Here is a 19,316-nt window from a genome sequence, read left to right as displayed (position 1 = left end):
TCTTAATACTTTTATGTAACGATTTGGTTTATTAATTATTTCAATTTTGATCAAATATAACGATTATATGCAAATATCATCGTTGAAATACATTTTTTTATAAATTTTAACACTTTTTAACCGCTATGTGGATTTATAAGGGTTTCATATGAAGGAAGAAACTTTCAAAAAAAAGAATTATAATATTAAGACAGCTTAATATCTTCTTTAAAAAGCATATGTATATACTCTGCATGAATATCTGCATTGTGCTTACTCTCTAAACAATGAAATAACAAATGAATCAAACCGTAATCGCCTAGACAATCTCTATACTCATCTTGCTCTTTATTCTTCACCCAAAGAATAAAACTACACAAATGCCCTATTTCACCTAACTTATCAGGTCTTTTTAGACATTTTTTAAACTCTTTTAACTCCATCATAGCGTACTCATTATACTTTTGCTTACAAAAGTTATAATCAAATGTGTGCTTATATGATCTAAGCTTCCTGTTCTGTATTTCATACTTAATACCACTCATAAGGTAAATTTCTTCAATTAGGTATTGGTGTTACGCATATAGTATATTTTATTATATAATAACAAAACACACTCCAAGATTGCTTTTTTAAGATTCTTTTAATGAAGTTTAACGAATCTATAAATAGGAATTATTCCTAAACAAAGATACAAAATTAGGAATTATTCCTAGTTAATTTAAAATATTATTTTTAGTATATAACTAAAAAAATTCCCTCTCATCAATAAGACAAAAGAGAATTTAAAATTAATAACCGGTAAGATACTATCTGTTATATTGTTTTGATAATGGAAACAGAAATTTCAACCCCAGAAGTATTTAATGTTCGTAAATGAGAAGGTAACGCGTCTATGGTATTCGGTCCAAATGATTTTGCTTCTAACTCTAATTGCCTATATCTAATACCTGGCTCTAGAAAAATCACATCTGACAATTTCAATCTTAGTTTGGCATCTATATGAAAACCTAAATTCGTCTCATATTCAATCGGATCTGCAGAAAAATCATTTTCAGTAATTCTTAATTTTCCAGGAATACTATAATTACCCCCAACACCTATTACAATCCCGTGTAACGTATTTTCCGAAAATTTGAAAAACTTATTTATTCCCAAAGTAAAAAAGGCTCTGCCAAAAGTAACAGAGCTTTTATTAGATCCGTTTGTACCACTCTGCAATTGAAGGGCTAAATTATACTGATATCCTAATGTTCCGTAACCTGATAACCCGTTAAAAAACCTATATTCTGCACCAACTTCAAGTCCCATTCCACCTCCTGGACTATAAGCCAAACTTCCTCCATTATAATCAATCGATTCATAATTAAATCCGATACTTCCATTTAACCTACCAATTAAATTTAATTCCTGTGCTGTTCCACTAGTAAACAATGTACAAAAGAGTACAAGACTCCATATAATTTTCTTCATTTTATGATGTTTAGTTTTATTCGTCCTTATAAGTGTCTAAAAACAATAAAATGTTACCTCTGTTATCATATAAACTTCAAACAAATCCATATCATTCACAAAGCCAAACAACTATAATCAAAAAACCCTCTTATCAGATAGACAAGAGGGTTTTCTATAATTAAAATATATTCTTTAATTACTAAATGTACTCACAAATGATTGTTCATACTGCTGCCAAGCCTCTGCACTTGTTAATTTCTTATAATCATTAGTATGAATCATCTTTAAGTAAATTTCCAATTGCTGTGGTGTTTTATACCCCACCACTGGAGCAATCAAATTGCCTGATTCATCAAAAAAAACAATACTAGGATATCCACTTATTTTTAAGGCATTAGCAAAAAAATGTTGACTATTTCTACCTTTTCTATCAGGATTGTGATTAGGATTGGTATAGGTAAAATCGTTATACTTTATCTCTTCAGTACCTTCTCCATTAAATTTTACAGCATAATAATTAGAATTAACGTATTCTACTACGTCTTTATTATGAAAAGTTTTTTTGTCTAACAATTTACACGGCCCACACCAATCGGTATATACATCCATAAAAATCTTCTTTGGCTTTTTCTTTTGCGCCTCCAATGCTTCATTCATCGACATCCAATTGATCTCTTGCGCCTGGGATTGCAAAACAAGTAGAAATCCAAATAGTAAAAGTAGGTTTTTCATCTGTTCAAAATTTGTATTTACATATTAGTCGAAACAAAAACTGTTCCTTATTAAAAACTTCACCCGTTTTGGGTAACGGGTAAAGTAGTGTTTTAGTATTAACGAATTCCGTGCATTAACTTCTTAAGCAATGGATTTAAAATCATTATTAAAGCTCCAGCGGCGATAGGAACTATAGTAAATATGAGAAAAAAAGTTGATAAATTATAGTTAGCCGTAACCTCATCAATCATTCCTCCCAAAGTCCCTGCAGCTTTTTGGCCAATTGCAATGGCCAAATACCAAATTCCGAACATAAAAGCAATCATTCTACCAGGAACTAATTTACTCAAATATGATAAACCAACCGGGGACAAACATAACTCTCCTAATGTATGGAAAAGATATGCCATAATCAACCAAATCATACTAACTGAAGCTGTCTTAGCTCCTTGAGGAATTCCCGAGGACCCATAAGCTAGTAACGCAAAACCAAAACCTAATAGTCCAAGCCCGAAACCATATTTAAAAGCTGCACTAGGATTGTATTTACTTTCCCACCATTTTGAAAACAATGGTGCTAGTGCAATAATAAAGAATGAGTTTAAAATTCCGAACCAAGTAGCACCAACTTCCGTGGTATCCTTGCTAAATTCATTATTTAATTTCCAAATTACTATACCCCAGATAATAATAAAAGATATCGATAATACAACATTAGATATACCTATCTTAGAAAATGTTTTCTTAAATAACAAATATAGAACCCAAGAAATTATAGCTAACGGAACAACTGTTAAAACAGCATCTATAACTTTAAATATCAACGCAGTAGAACCAGACAGATCTCTTGCTGTGTAATCCCGAGCAAAAATATTCAAAGATCCTGCTGCTTGCTCAAATGCAGCCCAAAAGAACACTGTAAAAAATGCAAAAATCGCAACGGCTATCATTCTATCTCTTACGGTGGAACTATATCTAATAATTCTCGAAATAATCAAAAACACAAACAATAAAACCCCAATAATGATTACTATAGTTGGACCTTCATAATTCCCTAAAGTAAAATCAAATAAATTAATGTCTCCAATTTTAGACATAGGATCATTAATAAGCCAAGTAAACCCTATAGTTGCACTAATTGCAATTAAAATTTTATCTAGAACAGTAAAAGGATTAAGCTTATCTCCTTCACTTAAAACAACTTCTTTTTTAACTTCTTTATTTGGCTTTGCTCCTATTTCTCCAAATAATGGACTTGCTAACCAGAATTGAATCATTCCCAGAAACATAAAAATTCCAGCTAATCCAAAACCCCATGCCCAACTAAAATTTTCTCCTAAATATCCACAAAGCATAATGCCAAAAAACGCACCTGCATTAACACCCATATAAAATATAGTATAAGCTCCATCCTTCTTTGCATCATTCCCTTTATACATTTCAGAAATAATAGAAGTAATATTTGGTTTAAATAATCCTGTTCCTATAACTAGTAATCCCAATCCAATATATAAAGTAGTTTCAGTTTCAAACGCCATGGAAATATGGCCCAATGTCATAATTAAACAACCAATAGTAACTGCCCATTTATATCCTGTAATCTTATCCGCTATATATCCTCCTAAAATTGGCGTTAAATATAATAGAGATGCATAAGTACCAAATAATGCTAAAGCATGTTCTCGCGGCCAATTGGCCCAACCTGGATTTTCTCCAAACAAAGGTTGAGTAAGAAATATAACTAGAAGAATTCTCATCCCATAAAATGAAAAACGTTCCCACATTTCCGTAAAGAAAAGAACAAAAAGTCCAGCTGGATGACCTAAAACCTTATCTCTAAATAAATTTTCTATATCTGTATTCATACGTAGATAGGATTTTTAATTATCGGCCAACTCATAACCTTCAGCTTCTTCATGAATAGTTCCTTCTTTATCTTCAACACCATGAGTCAATACCTCTAATTTTTTTCTAAATAGCATTACTAAAAGACCAAATACTACACAAAAAACTGCAATACCAGTGAATATCTTAAATTCTCCTAAACTTTCTGCAGACTCACCTAATAAACCTGCTAATTTGTTACCGAAACCAGTCATCGCAAAATAAACACCCATCATCAATGCTCCATATTTAACTGGTGCTAATTTTGTAATAAATGACAATGCTACCGGAGAAATACAAAGCTCTCCAATTGTATGAAACAAATATGCCAATACTAACCAATACATAGCAGAAGATCCATTTGACTCAAACTCCATAGAAGCTGCTGTCATAAAGAAAAAACCGGTTCCCATAATAATTAGTCCAACGATCATTTTAAATAAAGAACTAGATACTTTTCCTTTTAATTTTCTATTTGCCCAATACCACGCAACCAAAGTACCTAAAAAGATGATAAACATTGCATTTAAAGACTGGAACCAAGATGCAGGAACTTCGTATCCCATAAACATTCTATCAGTTTTTCCACTTGCGTAAAGATTCATTAAACCACCTGCTTGTTCAAAAGCTCCCCAAAAAACAATAACCAATAAAAAAGAAATAAGAAGTACAACAATCCTATCCTTTTCAATACTAGTAAGTGGTTTTTTCATTGTTTCTTTATCTTTTGCATTTTCAGAAGAACCTAAGAAATTACCAACATTTTTAAGATATTTTTGACCTAAAAGATATTGTAATAACCCTAAAGCCATTCCAATTCCTGCTAGCCCAAATCCATAATGCCACCCATGTACTTCCCCGACATATCCTACAATGATACTAGACAAAAATGCTCCTAAGTTAATCCCAATATAAAAAATTGTAAAACCCTTATCTCTTCTTATGTCTCCTTGTTTATAAAGCCCTCCAACCATAGTAGAAATATTTGGTTTTAACATTCCAACTCCAGCTACAATTAAACTTAACCCAGAATACCAAGCCCACATCTCTTCTATTGCCAAAATACTATGTCCAGCAACTAACAAAATTCCACCGATTAAAACAGATTTTTTTTGACCTAAAAACTTATCCGCAATCCATCCTCCAGGAATTGAAGCTACATATACTGCCATTGTATACCATCCATATAGCGCTAATGCTTCTCCAGATGACCAACCTAAACCTGCATTTTCATCAATTGTTTTAGCTGTAAGATATAATACGAAGATTGCTCTCATTCCATAATAAGAGAAACGCTCCCACATTTCTGTAAAAAATAAAATGTATAATCCTACTGGATGCCCAAAAAGCTCTTTTTGATGAGCTGCTTTTACTGTATTTGTCATTATGTTAGTTTAATTAAAATGAGTTGTTTAATGATTATAAGTTCGCTTTAATAAAATTAGTCATCTTATTATACAGATGTAATCGTGTATTACCTCCATAAATTGCATGATTCTTATCCGGGTATATTGCCCAATCAAAATCTTTATTTTTCTGCACCAATGCTTCGATCAAACGCATTGTGTTTTGAACATGTACATTATCATCTGCACTACCGTGCACTAGTAAAAATTTTCCTTTTAATCCATCAACAAAATTGATTGGAGAATTATCGTCATACCCTTTCGCATTCTCCTGTGGAGTCATCAAATATCGTTCCGTATAGATTGTATCATAAAATCTCCAACTTGTAACAGGAGCAACTGCAATACCCATCTTAAAAGTATCAGGCGCTTTAAACAAACAATTACTAGACATGAAACCACCATAACTCCATCCCCAAATACCAATTCTGGATGCATCAATATAATCTAAAGCTCCTAGTTGTTTTGCTGCTGCGATCTGATCCTGAACTTCTAGATTACCTAAATCATTTTGTGTAACTTTCTTAAATTTAGCTCCTTTAAACCCTGTTCCTCTTCCATCTACACAAACAACAATATATCCTTGTTGTGCTAACATCATATACCAATAATCATTACTCCTATTCCAAGAATTACTAACTGATTGAGATCCTGGTCCAGAGTATTGATACATAAACAGTGGATACTTCTTAGCAGGATCAAAATCCTTTGGCTTGATTGTCCACATATTTAATGTTTCGCCGTTAATATCTATCGTAGAAAATTCTTTTGGTCTTACATCATATTCTGCAAGTTTATCTTTTAATGCTTGATTGTTTTTAATCTCACGAATTACTGCTCCATCTGCAGCATTATTTAAAGTAAACTCAAAAGGAGTAGATGTATTTGAGAAATAATTGATGTATTGACTAAAATCTGCGCTAAAATCTGCTTCATTAGTCCCTTCTTTAGTACTTAATCTCTTCTTGTTTTTTCCATCTAAACCAATTGAATAGATATCTCTATTGATATTCTTGTTTTCTACACTTTGATAAAAAATACTTTTATTTTTTGCATCGTATCCATAATAATCTGTTACTTCCCAAGAACCACTAGTAATTTGATTAATCAATTCTCCTGATTCTTTATAATGGTAAATATGATTGTACCCATCCTTTTCGCTAGTCCAAATAAAACTATTATCTTCTAAAAAGGTAAGATTATCGGTAACATCAATATACGCTTCATCCTTCTCGTTAAGCACAATTTTTGGAGTTTTCGTTTTAGCATCTACAAAAATTAAATCCAGATTATTTTGATGCCTGTTTAATACTTGTACACTCAAAATATCTGGATTTGTAGACCATTTAATTCTTGGTATATAAAAATCTTTATACTCTCCTAATTTCACTTTATCTAAAGACATACTTCCTAAATCGGCTATGTGTAATGAAACTTTAGCATTTTTCTCTCCAGCTTTAGGGTATTTAAATACATCTTGTTTTTGATATAATTGTGCACCGTATACATCCATTGAAAATTCTGGAACCTCTTTTTCGTCAAATCTTATAAAAGCTACCTTATTACTATCAGAACTCCAATCAAATGCTCTTACAAATGCAAATTCCTCTTCATATACCCAATCGGTAATACCATTGATAACTTCATTCTTTTTTCCATCATCTGTTAACTGAATCTCTTCTCCGGTAACAAAATTTAAGACATATATATTATTATCTAATACATATGCTATCTTATTTCCATCAGGCGATAACGCGGGTGATTGTATTTTACTGTCACTAATCTTAAAACTACTATTGGAAGCCACATCAAACAAATGATAAATTCCTCTTGACGAACGACGATAGATTTGTTCTAACTCACTTGCAAGTAAAACTCTCTTCTCATCTTTACTAAATTCATACCCTTGAAAAAACTTCAGGTCGTCTATAAAAGAGGATTTGATTAATGTATTTGCCTTTTCTCCAGTGGCATAGTCATAAACTTCGATAGAAGTTTCACCAGAAGTATTATCTCTTTCTAAAACCGAATATTGCGTACCATTATTCATGGAATGCAAGGATTGTAACCTTTCAGTTGTAAATGCTCCTCCCCATATTTCTTCTAATATAAATGCTTTGTCTTGCGCTATAGTAACAAAACTTATAAAAAATGCTATTCCAAAAAACAATCGGGTAATCTTCATATCTTAATTTCAATAAAAAAAATGTTAGCGCCAAGAATACTAAAAAATCCGTGAAAAATACAACAATTGACGTTAAATACCATAAAATGGAATGCGAGAAACGAATATTTATTAGCATATCATTAATAAAACCTTGTGAATAGATAGAATAATATACTTTTAAAATAACGGGATATTGCATTTATGAATTCATAAAAATCGTTTGAAACAAAACAGAATAGTATCTTTGACCCCTTATAGTAAAAAAACAATATGGCTCCAGTAGTTTCTGGCTTCTCTAAGCTTTCTAAAGACGAAAAAATAAATTGGTTGGTTAAACATCATTTTAATAATGACACAAACACCATCGATATTATTAAAACTTATTGGAATTCTGATGAAAAACTTCAGCAGTTGCACGATGAGTTTACGGAGAATACTATATCCAATTATTATTTACCTTTTTCTGTAGCTCCAAATTTTTTAATTAATAATGAACGTTTTACTATTCCAATGGCTATAGAAGAAAGTTCTGTAGTTGCTGCAGCAAGCAAAGCAGCTAAATTTTGGCAAAGTAGAGGTGGTTTTAATGCCGAAGTATTATCTACTACAAAAGTCGGACAGGTACATTTTACATTTTCTGGAGACAATGAAAAGTTAAGAAGATTCTTTAAAAATATCAAGTCTGATCTTATTTCCTCAGCTTCCCATATTACTAAAAACATGGAAAAACGAGGTGGCGGAATTATAGATATTGAGCTTAGAGATAAATCATCAGAACTAGAAAACTACTATCAACTTCATTGTACTTTTAGTACTGTTGATGCCATGGGAGCAAATTTTATAAACTCTTGTTTAGAGCAGTTTGCTGATTTCCTAACCAATGCAGCGACTACCTATAACGAATTTTCTGAAGCTGAAAAAAAGATAGAAATTATCATGAGCATACTTTCTAATTATGTTCCAGAATGCATAGTTAAAGCTTCTGTTTCTTGCTCCATTGATGATTTACCAAGTATAAACAACTTAACCTCTTTACAGTATGCTCAGAAATTTGTAAGAGCTGTACAAATTGCAAAAATAGAACCATACAGGGCTGTTACTCATAACAAAGGGATCATGAATGGTATTGATGCGGTTGTATTAGCAACAGGAAATGATTTTAGAGCTATTGAAGCGGGAGCTCATGCATATGCTTCTAAAGATGGTAAATATTCTAGTCTAACAGCGGCTAAAATTGAAAATAATGTATTTCATTTTTCAATACAAATCCCTTTAGCTCTTGGTACAGTTGGAGGTTTAACTACATTGCATCCACTAGTAAAACTCGCCTTAAGTTTACTTGGAAGTCCCAATGCAAAAAAACTTATGGAAATTACCGCAGTAGCAGGACTTGCTCAAAATTTTGCTGCCATCAATTCCCTTATTACTACCGGGATCCAACAAGGCCATATGAAAATGCATTTAATGAATATCCTCAATCAGTTTCAAGCCACTAATGATGAAAAAGAAAAATTAGTTGAGCACTTTAAAACTAATACCGTAACACATAGTGAGGTAGTACTACAAATCGAAAAACTACGAAATTAAACCTACTTCTACTTTTCTTATTTTAGAATAATTTGTCATACTAGGGTAATTATACCGTTTATTATTAAAACTCGTATTTGGATTTTGGTTTGGTCAACAACTAAAGTCATTCATCTAAATTGCATTTCTGATTTTAACTATGCAGACAAAACTATATCTACTTTTCTCATTCTATAAAAGGCATTTTTACGTCCTCACCTTTGTTACACTTTTACTTTTATTTAAAGAAAAAAACACAACGCTCGCTTTTATAATTTTAATAAAGTTTGTGTATTTCTTAGGACTAAAAATTTGGCATAAATTAGTCTCTTATACAAATATGGAGGTTTCGTTTACTGATCGTTTCTTCTTTTATGAAAACCTAGGACTACATAATTTACATCTTTTTTTGTTTGGATTTTTATTTGATAGTATAGCTTCTGTTATGACTTTTTACTCATTTCAATATTTCATAAGATGATCCTAGAAATTGACAACGTAGAATTATCATATAACAATAAATTCATTCTAAATGGAGTATATGTTAAAGCTGAAAAAGGAAGAGTTACAGGAATACTTGGAAGAAATGGCTCAGGAAAGAGTAGCTTGCTAAAGATAATATTTGGGCATCTAAAACCTCAAAACAAATTGATTCGTATTAACAAAAAGAACAAAGCCAGACCTCTCTATCTTTCAGGAAAAGTAAAATATTTATCCCAAAAAGATACAATTCCAAAAAATATTTCTCTCGAAAAAGTTTTTAGTTTATTTAACCTCAGCTGGGAATCTTTTACGATCATATTCGAACCATTTCAAAAGTATCAAAACCCAAAAATATATGATCTTTCGGGAGGTGAAAAAAGAGTTATAGAAACATATCTTATGTTAATGAGTCCAGGAGAAATAGCGTTATTAGATGAACCTTTTTCAAATATTGCGCCTCTATATATAGAGACCTTTATAGAACTTATTAAGAAAGAAAAGAAAAATAAAATTATCATCCTAACAGATCATATGTATCGTCATATTCTTGACATATCAGATGATATATATCTATTAAACAATAGCACTTCTACACGTATTAAAAATCCTACCGAACTGGTTGGCTATGGTTACTTAAGTAGTTTTTAGGTTTTCTCTTCAATTACGAAAAGCTGTATTCAACATAAGTTAATAACTAATATATTTAGAGTATTCTTATTTATTAAATGCAGTAATAAAGTAAATTTGTTTCTGGTTAAGACAAAATTATATGTTGAAAAAATCATTTTATAGTCACGGCAAACTTCTCCTAACTTCAGAATATCTTGTTCTTGATGGCATCAAAGCACTAGCATTACCTACAAAACCTGGACAATGGTTAAAAGTTGAAGAAAATGATTCTGATCATATTTCTTGGAAAAGCTTTGATAAAGATGGTGATTGCTGGTTCGAAACGATTATTAAACTCCCTTTAGCAATTTCAGAAGCTAATTCATCTAACACACGTTTCTTAACAGATGAAGAAGGTTTAGGAATTTCCGAAACACTTTTAGAAATACTGAAAGTAGCTCAGGAACTAAATCCTGATTTTCTTTCTGGCGAAAAAGGATGTTACGTAGAAACTCACTTAGAGTTTAATCGAAAATGGGGATTAGGCTCTTCTTCAACACTTATAAATAATATTGCTCAATGGGCAGATGTCAATGCTTTTACATTGCTAAAAAAAAGTTTTGGAGGAAGCGGTTATGATATTGCTAGTGCACAACACACTACACCAATTTTTTATATACGAAAAGAAGATACTCCTGTAATCAGTATTGCCCAATTTGATCCTATTTTTAAAGATCATTTGTTTTTTGTCTATCTTAATCAAAAACAAGATAGTAAACAATCCATCAAGCACTATCAATCTTTACCTCTTAAGGATTTTGATGTAGCTTCGGAAAAAATTAAAGAAATTACCAATTCACTAATAGAATGTTCTTCATTAGAAGAGTTTTGTAAACTTATTGATCTACACGAACAAACAATATCTAAAATTATCAAAACGCCTACCATAAAATCTACCTTATTTTCGGATTATTCAGGAAGCATAAAAAGCCTTGGTGGATGGGGAGGAGATTTTGTCCTAGCCACTGGAACTATTTCTGACATAAATTATTTTTCTAATAAAGGTTATGAAACTATTATACCTTATTCTGAAATGGTTCTGTAATATTTTTTTTGAAAAATGGATAGTTTGCATTTTTTTACTAGTAAATAACATTCATTCCTCTATATAAAATATCTATAATACAGGTTTTTTACACCTTTAATATTTTTCAAAACATTACCTATAAACTAGGTATTTAAAAGAGTTTTTATATCTTAATCATCATTCAAAACATCATGTTCATAAAATGTAAAGATTGCGATATAAATACAATACTACTATTCTGCGTTATCTTTAATAATTGACTCGAGAATAATGATGAATTAAATAATTAAATGAAGCTTTAATTAGGCTGGTAACACATATCACAAACTTTATAGAAAGAAAAAAGTTACTTAAAATTAAGCACAAAGTTTTCGTGACTTTTTAAATTTTATCTTTTAAACAATTCCACAATAACTTAACTTCTTTTAAATACAATATCTCATTAATTTTTAAAGTTAAAACGTAAAAACAACCCTTGAAATTCAAAAAAAAATTGTCCCAATGAAACAAAGAATTCTGTATACTATCGCCCTTTCATTCTTAATTGCTTTTGTAGGCAACAGTCAAATTATCTACAGTGATAATTTTGACGAAAACATATTAAGTGTAGAACCTACTTCTGCTTATGCCGTGTCATTATCTAATGATAATTTATTAATCAATGCTAATGGTACTGCAGGAGCTTTTAGCCCATTTAAATATACACTACACAACAATGGTTCTGATATATCAATAAACATATCAAACCAAACCAAACTATATATTAAAGTAAAGGGTAGCTCCAACCCGGATTTAAGAATTGACATCCAAGATGAAGATGGTTTTGTATCTAATCTAAGCCCGTTGTCTATTAGAATAGACAATGAGTTTACTATTTACGAACTAGATTATTCTTCTAATTTACAAGATGGAGGTTATGGAGGTTCTGATTGTACACAAGCTACAGCTCCTTGCCCTGTAGATCCTTCTAAAATAGCTTTTGTTCAATTTTTTGTAAATGCTGCAGAAGGAGGATACTCGGGAACTATTGAAATTGATTGGATTTCCTTTGGAGAACCTTTAGAAACACCTCCTCCACCATCCGCATATGAGGTTCGCTACAATCAAGTATCATATTTAACAGGTAGAAATAAAACCATTAGTGTTGTAGCTCAAAGTAGTTTTAGCAATCAAGCATACACCATACTAGATAACTCTAACAATACAGTATTATCTGGAACTACAGGAGCATCTTCTTTATGGAGTGATTCTGGAGAACATATTGTGAATGTAGATATTTCTGAAGTGGACACCGAAGGAACATATCGTTTTCTAATAGATACTGAAGAAATCACCTTTAACGTAAGTACAGATGGGTATGCAGAACTTAGAGAAGAAGCTTTTAAGTACTATTATTACAACCGTTCTTCTACGGCATTAGAGTCAACCCACGCAGGTATTTATGCAAGACCAGCAGGAACTCCAGATGATGTCGTTCGTGTGCATTCATCAGCAGCGACATCTGCACGACCAGAGGGAACAGTAATATCTGCACCAAAAGGATGGTATGACGCAGGAGATTACAACAAATACGTAGTAAATAGTGGAATTAGTACATATACCTTATTAGCTGCATATGAACATTATAAAACGGAATGGCAAAGCTTACAATATAATATTCCTGAACAAGGTGGAGATTTACCTGATATCTTAGATGAAGTTTTATGGAATTTAGATTGGATGTTAGACATGCAAGACCCGAATGATGGTGGAGTATACCATAAATTAACTGCTAAAAACTTCTCTGGAAGAGTTATGCCTGCCGCATATAATTTAGAAAGATTTGTTGTACAAAAATCAACTGCAGCAGCTTTAAATTTTGCTGCTGTAACCGCAGTGGCATCAAGAATATTTTCTGATTACGAAAGCGTAAGACCTGGATTTAGTGCACAATTAGAACAAGCAGCAAAAGATGCCTATTCTTGGGCAAAAGCTAATCCTGCTATTTATTATAGCCAAGGAAACGGAACACCTGTTTCCGATATTTCTACCGGAGAATACGGAGATACGAATGTTACCGATGAATTTCAATGGGCAGCAGTAGAACTATTTATTACAACTAGAGAAAATACCTATCGAGATGACATTGATGTAAGTTCTATTGGAGGGGGAACTCCAAGCTGGCCATATAGTGATCCTCTTGCACTAATTTCAATCGCTCAATACACTACCAGTTTAGCAAGTTCAATTAACGTTACTGCAGCCAATAGCACTTTAATAAGCACAGCTGATCAGTTAAAGAATCAGGTTAATACTTCTCCAATGAAAACTACAATGTCTACTAACGACTATTCTTGGGGTAGTAATGGAGCAGTAGGAAATCAATTAATCTTACTGATCAGAGCATATGAGTTGACTCAAGATGAGTCTTATTTAGACGCTGCTTATACAGCGATGGACTATATTTTTGGTAGAAACGGAACTGGATACTCTTATGTAACTGGATTTGGAGATACACAAGTATTCGAACCTCACCACAGAATATCTGATGCTGACGGTATTTCTGCTCCTATTCCTGGGATGATTGTAGGAGGACCGCAAAATGAAAACAACCCAGACACAGGTGATTGCACAGGTTCTGGAATTAATTTCCCTTCTAATTTGCCAGCTTCAAAATATGTAGACCACTGGTGTTCATATTCTACCAATGAAATTACTATTAATTGGAACGCCCCTCTAGTCTATGCAATGCACGCTTTAGATTTCTATCAAAAAGAATCAGCTACATTATCTATAAATGAGCTAGAAGAGAACATAAGTTCTGTCAAGATCTTCCCAAATCCTTCAAGTAGCATTTTAAATATAAAATTCCCAACAGACATAGCATCCTCGAATATCGAAATCTACTCGCTTCGAGGTAAAAATGTCTTGTCAAAAAAAATAAACACTACTTCTTCCAGCATAGATATAAGTAACCTTACTACAGGACTCTATTTAGTTAAAGTAACTACTAAAAACCAAAGTTATACAACTAAAATTGCAAAGAAGTAAAACAATTTTAATACAAACTCTAACTAAAAAATCACCCTATTTAATTTTAATAATTAAATAGGGTGATTTTATCTTTTTAGTAAGAAAACCTTCGACTAAAGTTCGAGGACTTTATTTATATTATTATCCATTAATAATTCTTCAGGATTTTCTAATGCCTCCTTAACAGCTACCAAAAACCCAACAGATTCTTTACCATCAATAATTCTATGATCGTAAGACAATGCCACATACATAATCGGTGCTACAACTATTTGTCCGTCTCTTACAATTGGTCTTTCTACAATATTGTGCATTCCTAAAATAGCACTCTGCGGTGGGTTTATGATCGGAGTAGATAACATACTACCAAAAACTCCTCCATTAGTAATTGTAAAAGTTCCTCCTGTCATCTCATCTACCGTTATCTGACCTTCACGAGCTCTAATTGCCAACCTTTTAACCTCAGACTCAACTCCTCTAAAGCTTAAGTTTTCAGCATTTCTAATTACCGGAACCATCAATCCTTTTGGTCCAGAAACGGCAATACTGATATCTTGGAAATCATACGAAATCATCTCTTTACCTTCGATCATCGAATTAACGGCTGGATACATTTTTAGAGCTCTTACACAAGCTAATGTAAAAAATGACATAAATCCAAGACTAACTCCATGCTTGCTTTTGAATGTTTCTTTATATTGTTTTCTTAAATCAAATATCGGCTGCATATCCACTTCGTTAAAAGTAGTCAACATCGCAGTTTCATTCTTCACAGAAACTAATCTCTCCGCTACCTTACGACGTAGCATAGATAATTTTTTACGTGATTCTCCTCTACTTCCAGGTCCTGGAGTACCCATTGATGGTTTTGCATCAACTGCATCTGCTTTGGTAATACGTCCATCGCGCCCAGTTCCTTTTACTTGAGAAGCATCAATTCCTTTTTCAGCTAACACCTTTTTAGCAGCTGGCGAAGCAGTTCCAGTTGCATATGTTTCTGTTTTAGCTGGAGCTTCTGTTTTCGCAGGTACTGGTGCCTCTTCCTTTTTTTCTTCCGTTTTTGAAGTTTCTTTAGATGCAGAAGAACCTCCTTCTGGTTTAGCTGCATCTGTGTCAATAAGACACACAACTTCACCAACAGCTACAGCGTCTCCTTCTTCTGCTTTTAGTGTAATAATACCACTAGCTTCTGCAGGAAGCTCTAACGTTGCTTTATCACTATCTACCTCTGCTATTGCTTGATCTTTTTCCACATAATCACCATCTTCTACAAGCCATTGAGCTATTTCTACTTCTGTAATGGATTCTCCCGGAGAAGGGACTTTCATTTCTAAAGCCATAATTCTAAATTTATACTTTATATCGCTTTCGCGAAAATATTTCTATTTATAGTTACTTTACTATTTTCTTTTTCTTCTTTGATTATCCTTTGTTTTATCAAAAACAAAATCGATTACTTCTTGATGTCTTCTTTTAGATCTAGTAGCACTACCCGCCGCAGGTGCCCCATAAGGCCTTCTACTTGCAAATCTAAATGAACTGGCATCATCATAATGCATTAAAATATGACTTAGCGCACCCATATTACGTGGTTCTTCTTGAGCCCAAACAACATCGGTAGCCTTGTATTTTTTAATTAATGTATCCATTTCCTTTGCTGGAAGTGGAAATAACTGCTCTAATCTCACCAAAGCAACATCATTCCTATCCAATTTTTCTTTTTCTTCTAATAAGTCATAATAAAACTTACCTGTACAGAAAACCAATGTTTTAGTGTCTTTTGCCTTAGCTACAGGATCATCTATTACAGTTTGAAAACTTCCATTAGCAAATTCTTCCACAGAAGAAACTACTTTAGGATGACGCAATAAACTTTTTGGAGTAAAAATGATCAAAGGTTTTCGATATGTAGCTTTCATTTGCCTTCTTAACAAATGAAACATATTGGCTGGTGTAGTAACATCTGCTACAAACATATTATCTTTAGCACATAATTGAAGGTAACGTTCCATTCTCGCAGAAGAATGTTCTGCTCCTTGTCCTTCATATCCATGTGGTAATAACATTACTAATCCATTCTGAAGCTTCCATTTATCCTCTGCAGAAGAAATATACTGATCAATCATAATCTGCGCTCCATTACTAAAATCTCCAAATTGAGCTTCCCAAATTGCCAAGGATTTTGGACTAGCCATAGCGTATCCGTAATCAAACCCAACAACGCCATATTCTGAAAGCAAAGAATTATAGATATAAAAATCTCCTTGTTCTCCTTTTAGGTTATTCAATAACAATACTTCCTCTTCACTATCCTCAACCTTTACAACAGCATGTCTGTGAGAAAAAGTTCCTCTCTCGACATCTTGTCCACTCATTCTAACATCATACCCTTCTTTGAGCAGTGATCCATATGCTAGTAATTCTCCCATAGCCCAATCCAACTGATCTTTCTCAAAAAACATTTTATGTCGTTGATCAATTAAACGCTCTATTTTACGAAGGAATTTCTTATCCGACGGTAATTTAGTAATAACCTCTGCAATCTCAGTTAGTGCTTCTTTAGAATATGTGGTATCCACAACTTCCATCATCTCATCCTCTTGAACTCTTGTAAATCCAGCCCACTCATCTTGCATAAAAGGAGTGATTACTGTCTTTTCTTGTTTTCGAGAATCTTCTAGCTCTTCTTCTAGAGATGCTTTATATTCTTTTTCAAGATCCGAAACATGATCGTGATTTATAATTCCTTCAGAAATTAATTTCGCTGCATAAATATCTCTAGGGTTTTTATGTTTAGCTATTGCCTTATACAACTTGGGTTGTGTAAAACGTGGCTCATCACCCTCGTTATGACCGTATTTTCTATAGCCTAGTAAATCTATAAATACATCGCGTCCAAAATTCATTCTAAAATCAAGCGCAAAATTTGTTGCATGCACAACAGCCTCGGCATCATCTGCATTTACGTGAAGTACAGGAGACAAGGTTACTTTACCAACATCTGTACAATACGTAGATGAACGTGCATCTAAATAATTCGTAGTAAAACCTATTTGGTTGTTTACGACAATATGAATAGTTCCACCTGTCTTATAACCATCTAATTGTGCCATTTGGACAATTTCATACACCAAACCTTGTCCAGCAATAGCTGCATCTCCATGAACAACAATTGGTAAAACCTGTGATATATTATCTTTATAATACTTATCCTGTTTAGCTCTAGTAATTCCTTCTACTACCGCTCCTACAGTTTCTAAGTGAGATGGATTAGGGGCAATATTCATGTTAATTGCCTTACCCGAATCTGTTTTTCGTTTAGAAGTCCATCCTAAATGATACTTTACATCTCCATCAAAAACAGCCTCTTCATAATCTTTACCATCAAACTCGCTAAATATATCTTTTGGGCTTTTTCCAAAAATATTGGTCAATGTACTAAGACGACCACGATGTGCCATCCCCATAACAAACTCTTTTACTCCCATACCAGCCGCTTTTTCTACTAAAGCATCTAATGCAGGTATTAAAGACTCTCCTCCTTCTAGAGAAAAACGCTTTTGACCTACATATTTAGTATGTAAAAAGCTCTCAAAAGATACTGCTTGATTTAGTTTCTTAAGAATATGTTTTTTCTGATCAGTAGAAAATTTAGTCCTATTGGTATTAAAATTTACACGATCTTGTATCCACTGCCTCTCTTCAGGATTTCTAATATACATGTATTCGATACCTATAGCATCACAATATATTTGCTCTAAATGAACAATTATATTACTTAATGTATTAGGTCCAACTCCAATAATCTCTCCGGCATTGAACACTGTATTAAGATCCCCTTGACTTAAACCAAAATTCTCTAGAGCAAGAGAAGGATGATACTTTCTTCTTTCTCTTACTGGATTTGTTTTGGTAAACAAATGACCTCTGGTTCTGTAGGCATCGATAAGACGCACAACCTGAAATTCTTTTTGAAGATTTTCGGGAACAGCTACAGCAGTATCTCCCGAATCTTTTTCTATATAAATTGTTTCCCCAGAGCCATCTGCACTTTCTAATCCAAAATCAAATCCTTGAAAAAATGCTCTCCAACTAGGTTCTACACTATCTGGGCTTTGCAAATATTGATCGTATAAATCTGCAAAAAATGCGGTATTAGCCGCATTCAAAAATGAATATTTATCCATATGTAAGTATTCAACCGTCTTTTTATTATAAAACATCACAAAAATACAATAATTACAGTATATTGAGTATGGAATTATATATATTTATTGTAACATTTTTTTACCATTTTAACAATGAAAGTGTTTCTTATTCATAAAATCAAAATCATACTCTTAGTATCCGCAATGTTATTTTCCTTACAACAATGTTATTCTCAGGAAGACAATTTTTGGTCTCGAGTGAGGATTGGAGGTAACATAGGTATTGGGTTTACAAACGATACTTTTAACGGAATCCTAGCTCCTTCTGCTGTCTATGATTTTAATAATCAATTCAGTATGGGTTTTGGTCTTAATTTTGGATATACTGATTCTCGTAATTTTACGGCAACAAATTATGGTGCTAGCATTATTACTCTTTACAATCCTTTTCCTTCATTACAATTATCTGCTGAGTTTGAACAAATGGGAGTAAGTAGAAGTTTTGAAATTGAAGGACCCAATATAAATGATAATTATTGGTATCCCGCTTTATTTATAGGTGCAGGCTATAGAGTAGGATTTGTTAGTGTTGGTTTACGATATGATGTTTTATACGATGACAACAAAAGTATTTATGCCAGCGCTTATGCTCCTTTCGTGAGAGTATTTTTCTAAAAACCACAATACTACAGAAAAAAATACGTTTTTTATCTAGAAAAAAATACCGGTTATCTAATATATAGCGGAAGCGCCATAGTTTTCTTGTATTTTTTCTACTTTTAATATCAATTACGATTAAAACCCCA

General features: G+C 32.7%; 13 protein-coding genes. 5 read left to right on the top strand and 8 right to left on the bottom strand.

Annotated elements, in window-relative coordinates; all coding sequences use genetic code 11:
• Nucleotides 1–185: 185 nt before the first annotated feature.
• From J8L88_RS21785 to J8L88_RS21760, 6 genes are all read right to left on the bottom strand, one after another.
• The gene (locus tag J8L88_RS21785; protein ID WP_027393912.1) at nt 186–524 is read right to left on the bottom strand and encodes a hypothetical protein; all 339 of its coding nucleotides are present in this window, start codon (nt 522–524) and stop codon (nt 186–188) included.
• Between the two features lie 271 nt (nt 525–795).
• Nucleotides 796–1,452: a hypothetical protein gene (locus tag J8L88_RS21780; RefSeq protein ID WP_035085780.1), complete on the bottom strand. Its 657-nt coding sequence runs from the start codon at nt 1,450–1,452 to the stop codon at nt 796–798.
• Nucleotides 1,453–1,626: 174 nt separating this feature from the next.
• A complete protein-coding gene (locus J8L88_RS21775) occupies nt 1,627–2,166 on the bottom strand; it encodes a thioredoxin family protein (RefSeq protein WP_027393914.1) in 540 nt (179 codons plus the stop codon).
• Nucleotides 2,167–2,264: 98 nt separating this feature from the next.
• The gene (locus J8L88_RS21770) at nt 2,265–4,013 is read right to left on the bottom strand and encodes a peptide MFS transporter (RefSeq protein ID WP_211061838.1); all 1,749 of its coding nucleotides are present in this window, start codon (nt 4,011–4,013) and stop codon (nt 2,265–2,267) included.
• Nucleotides 4,014–4,028: 15 nt separating this feature from the next.
• Nucleotides 4,029–5,417, bottom strand: a complete 1,389-nt coding sequence (locus tag J8L88_RS21765; protein WP_211061837.1) for a peptide MFS transporter — start codon at nt 5,415–5,417, stop codon at nt 4,029–4,031.
• 34 nt (nt 5,418–5,451) lie between these two features.
• Nucleotides 5,452–7,623, bottom strand: coding sequence for a S9 family peptidase (locus J8L88_RS21760; protein ID WP_118388907.1), 2,172 nt, complete (start codon nt 7,621–7,623; stop codon nt 5,452–5,454).
• A 252-nt stretch (nt 7,624–7,875) separates the two neighbouring features.
• Between J8L88_RS21760 and J8L88_RS21755 the strand changes: the two genes are divergently transcribed.
• The 4 genes from J8L88_RS21755 (at nt 7,876) to J8L88_RS21740 (ending at nt 14,380) form a co-directional block, all read left to right on the top strand.
• Nucleotides 7,876–9,192 (top strand): hydroxymethylglutaryl-CoA reductase, degradative, encoded by a 1,317-nt coding sequence (locus J8L88_RS21755; protein WP_118388906.1) that lies wholly within the window; start codon nt 7,876–7,878, stop codon nt 9,190–9,192.
• Nucleotides 9,193–9,648: 456 nt separating this feature from the next.
• A complete protein-coding gene (locus J8L88_RS21750; RefSeq protein ID WP_211061836.1) occupies nt 9,649–10,302 on the top strand; it encodes an ATP-binding cassette domain-containing protein in 654 nt (217 codons plus the stop codon).
• Nucleotides 10,303–10,423: 121 nt separating this feature from the next.
• Nucleotides 10,424–11,368 (top strand): GYDIA family GHMP kinase, encoded by a 945-nt coding sequence (locus J8L88_RS21745; protein ID WP_211061835.1) that lies wholly within the window; start codon nt 10,424–10,426, stop codon nt 11,366–11,368.
• Nucleotides 11,369–11,851: 483 nt separating this feature from the next.
• Nucleotides 11,852–14,380, top strand: coding sequence for a glycoside hydrolase family 9 protein (locus J8L88_RS21740; protein WP_211061834.1), 2,529 nt, complete (start codon nt 11,852–11,854; stop codon nt 14,378–14,380).
• Between the two features lie 95 nt (nt 14,381–14,475).
• Here J8L88_RS21740 and odhB read toward each other — a convergent pair whose 3' ends face one another.
• Entirely contained in the window at nt 14,476–15,702 is a 1,227-nt protein-coding gene (odhB, locus tag J8L88_RS21735) for a 2-oxoglutarate dehydrogenase complex dihydrolipoyllysine-residue succinyltransferase (protein ID WP_211061833.1), read from the bottom strand.
• A 60-nt stretch (nt 15,703–15,762) separates the two neighbouring features.
• A complete protein-coding gene (locus tag J8L88_RS21730; protein WP_211061832.1) occupies nt 15,763–18,549 on the bottom strand; it encodes a 2-oxoglutarate dehydrogenase E1 component in 2,787 nt (928 codons plus the stop codon).
• 114 nt (nt 18,550–18,663) lie between these two features.
• On the opposite strand from J8L88_RS21730, the gene J8L88_RS21725 reads away from it, so the two are divergent.
• Nucleotides 18,664–19,185 carry a hypothetical protein gene (locus J8L88_RS21725; protein WP_035085784.1) on the top strand — a complete coding sequence of 174 codons (522 nt, stop codon included), beginning with the start codon at nt 18,664–18,666 and terminating at the stop codon, nt 19,183–19,185.
• Nucleotides 19,186–19,316 lie beyond the last annotated feature (131 nt).

The sequence above is a fragment of the Aquimarina sp. MMG015 genome (assembly GCF_018100855.1).
Lineage (GTDB): Bacteria > Bacteroidota > Bacteroidia > Flavobacteriales > Flavobacteriaceae > Aquimarina > Aquimarina latercula.
This window is presented reverse-complemented; position numbering and strand designations above follow the sequence as displayed.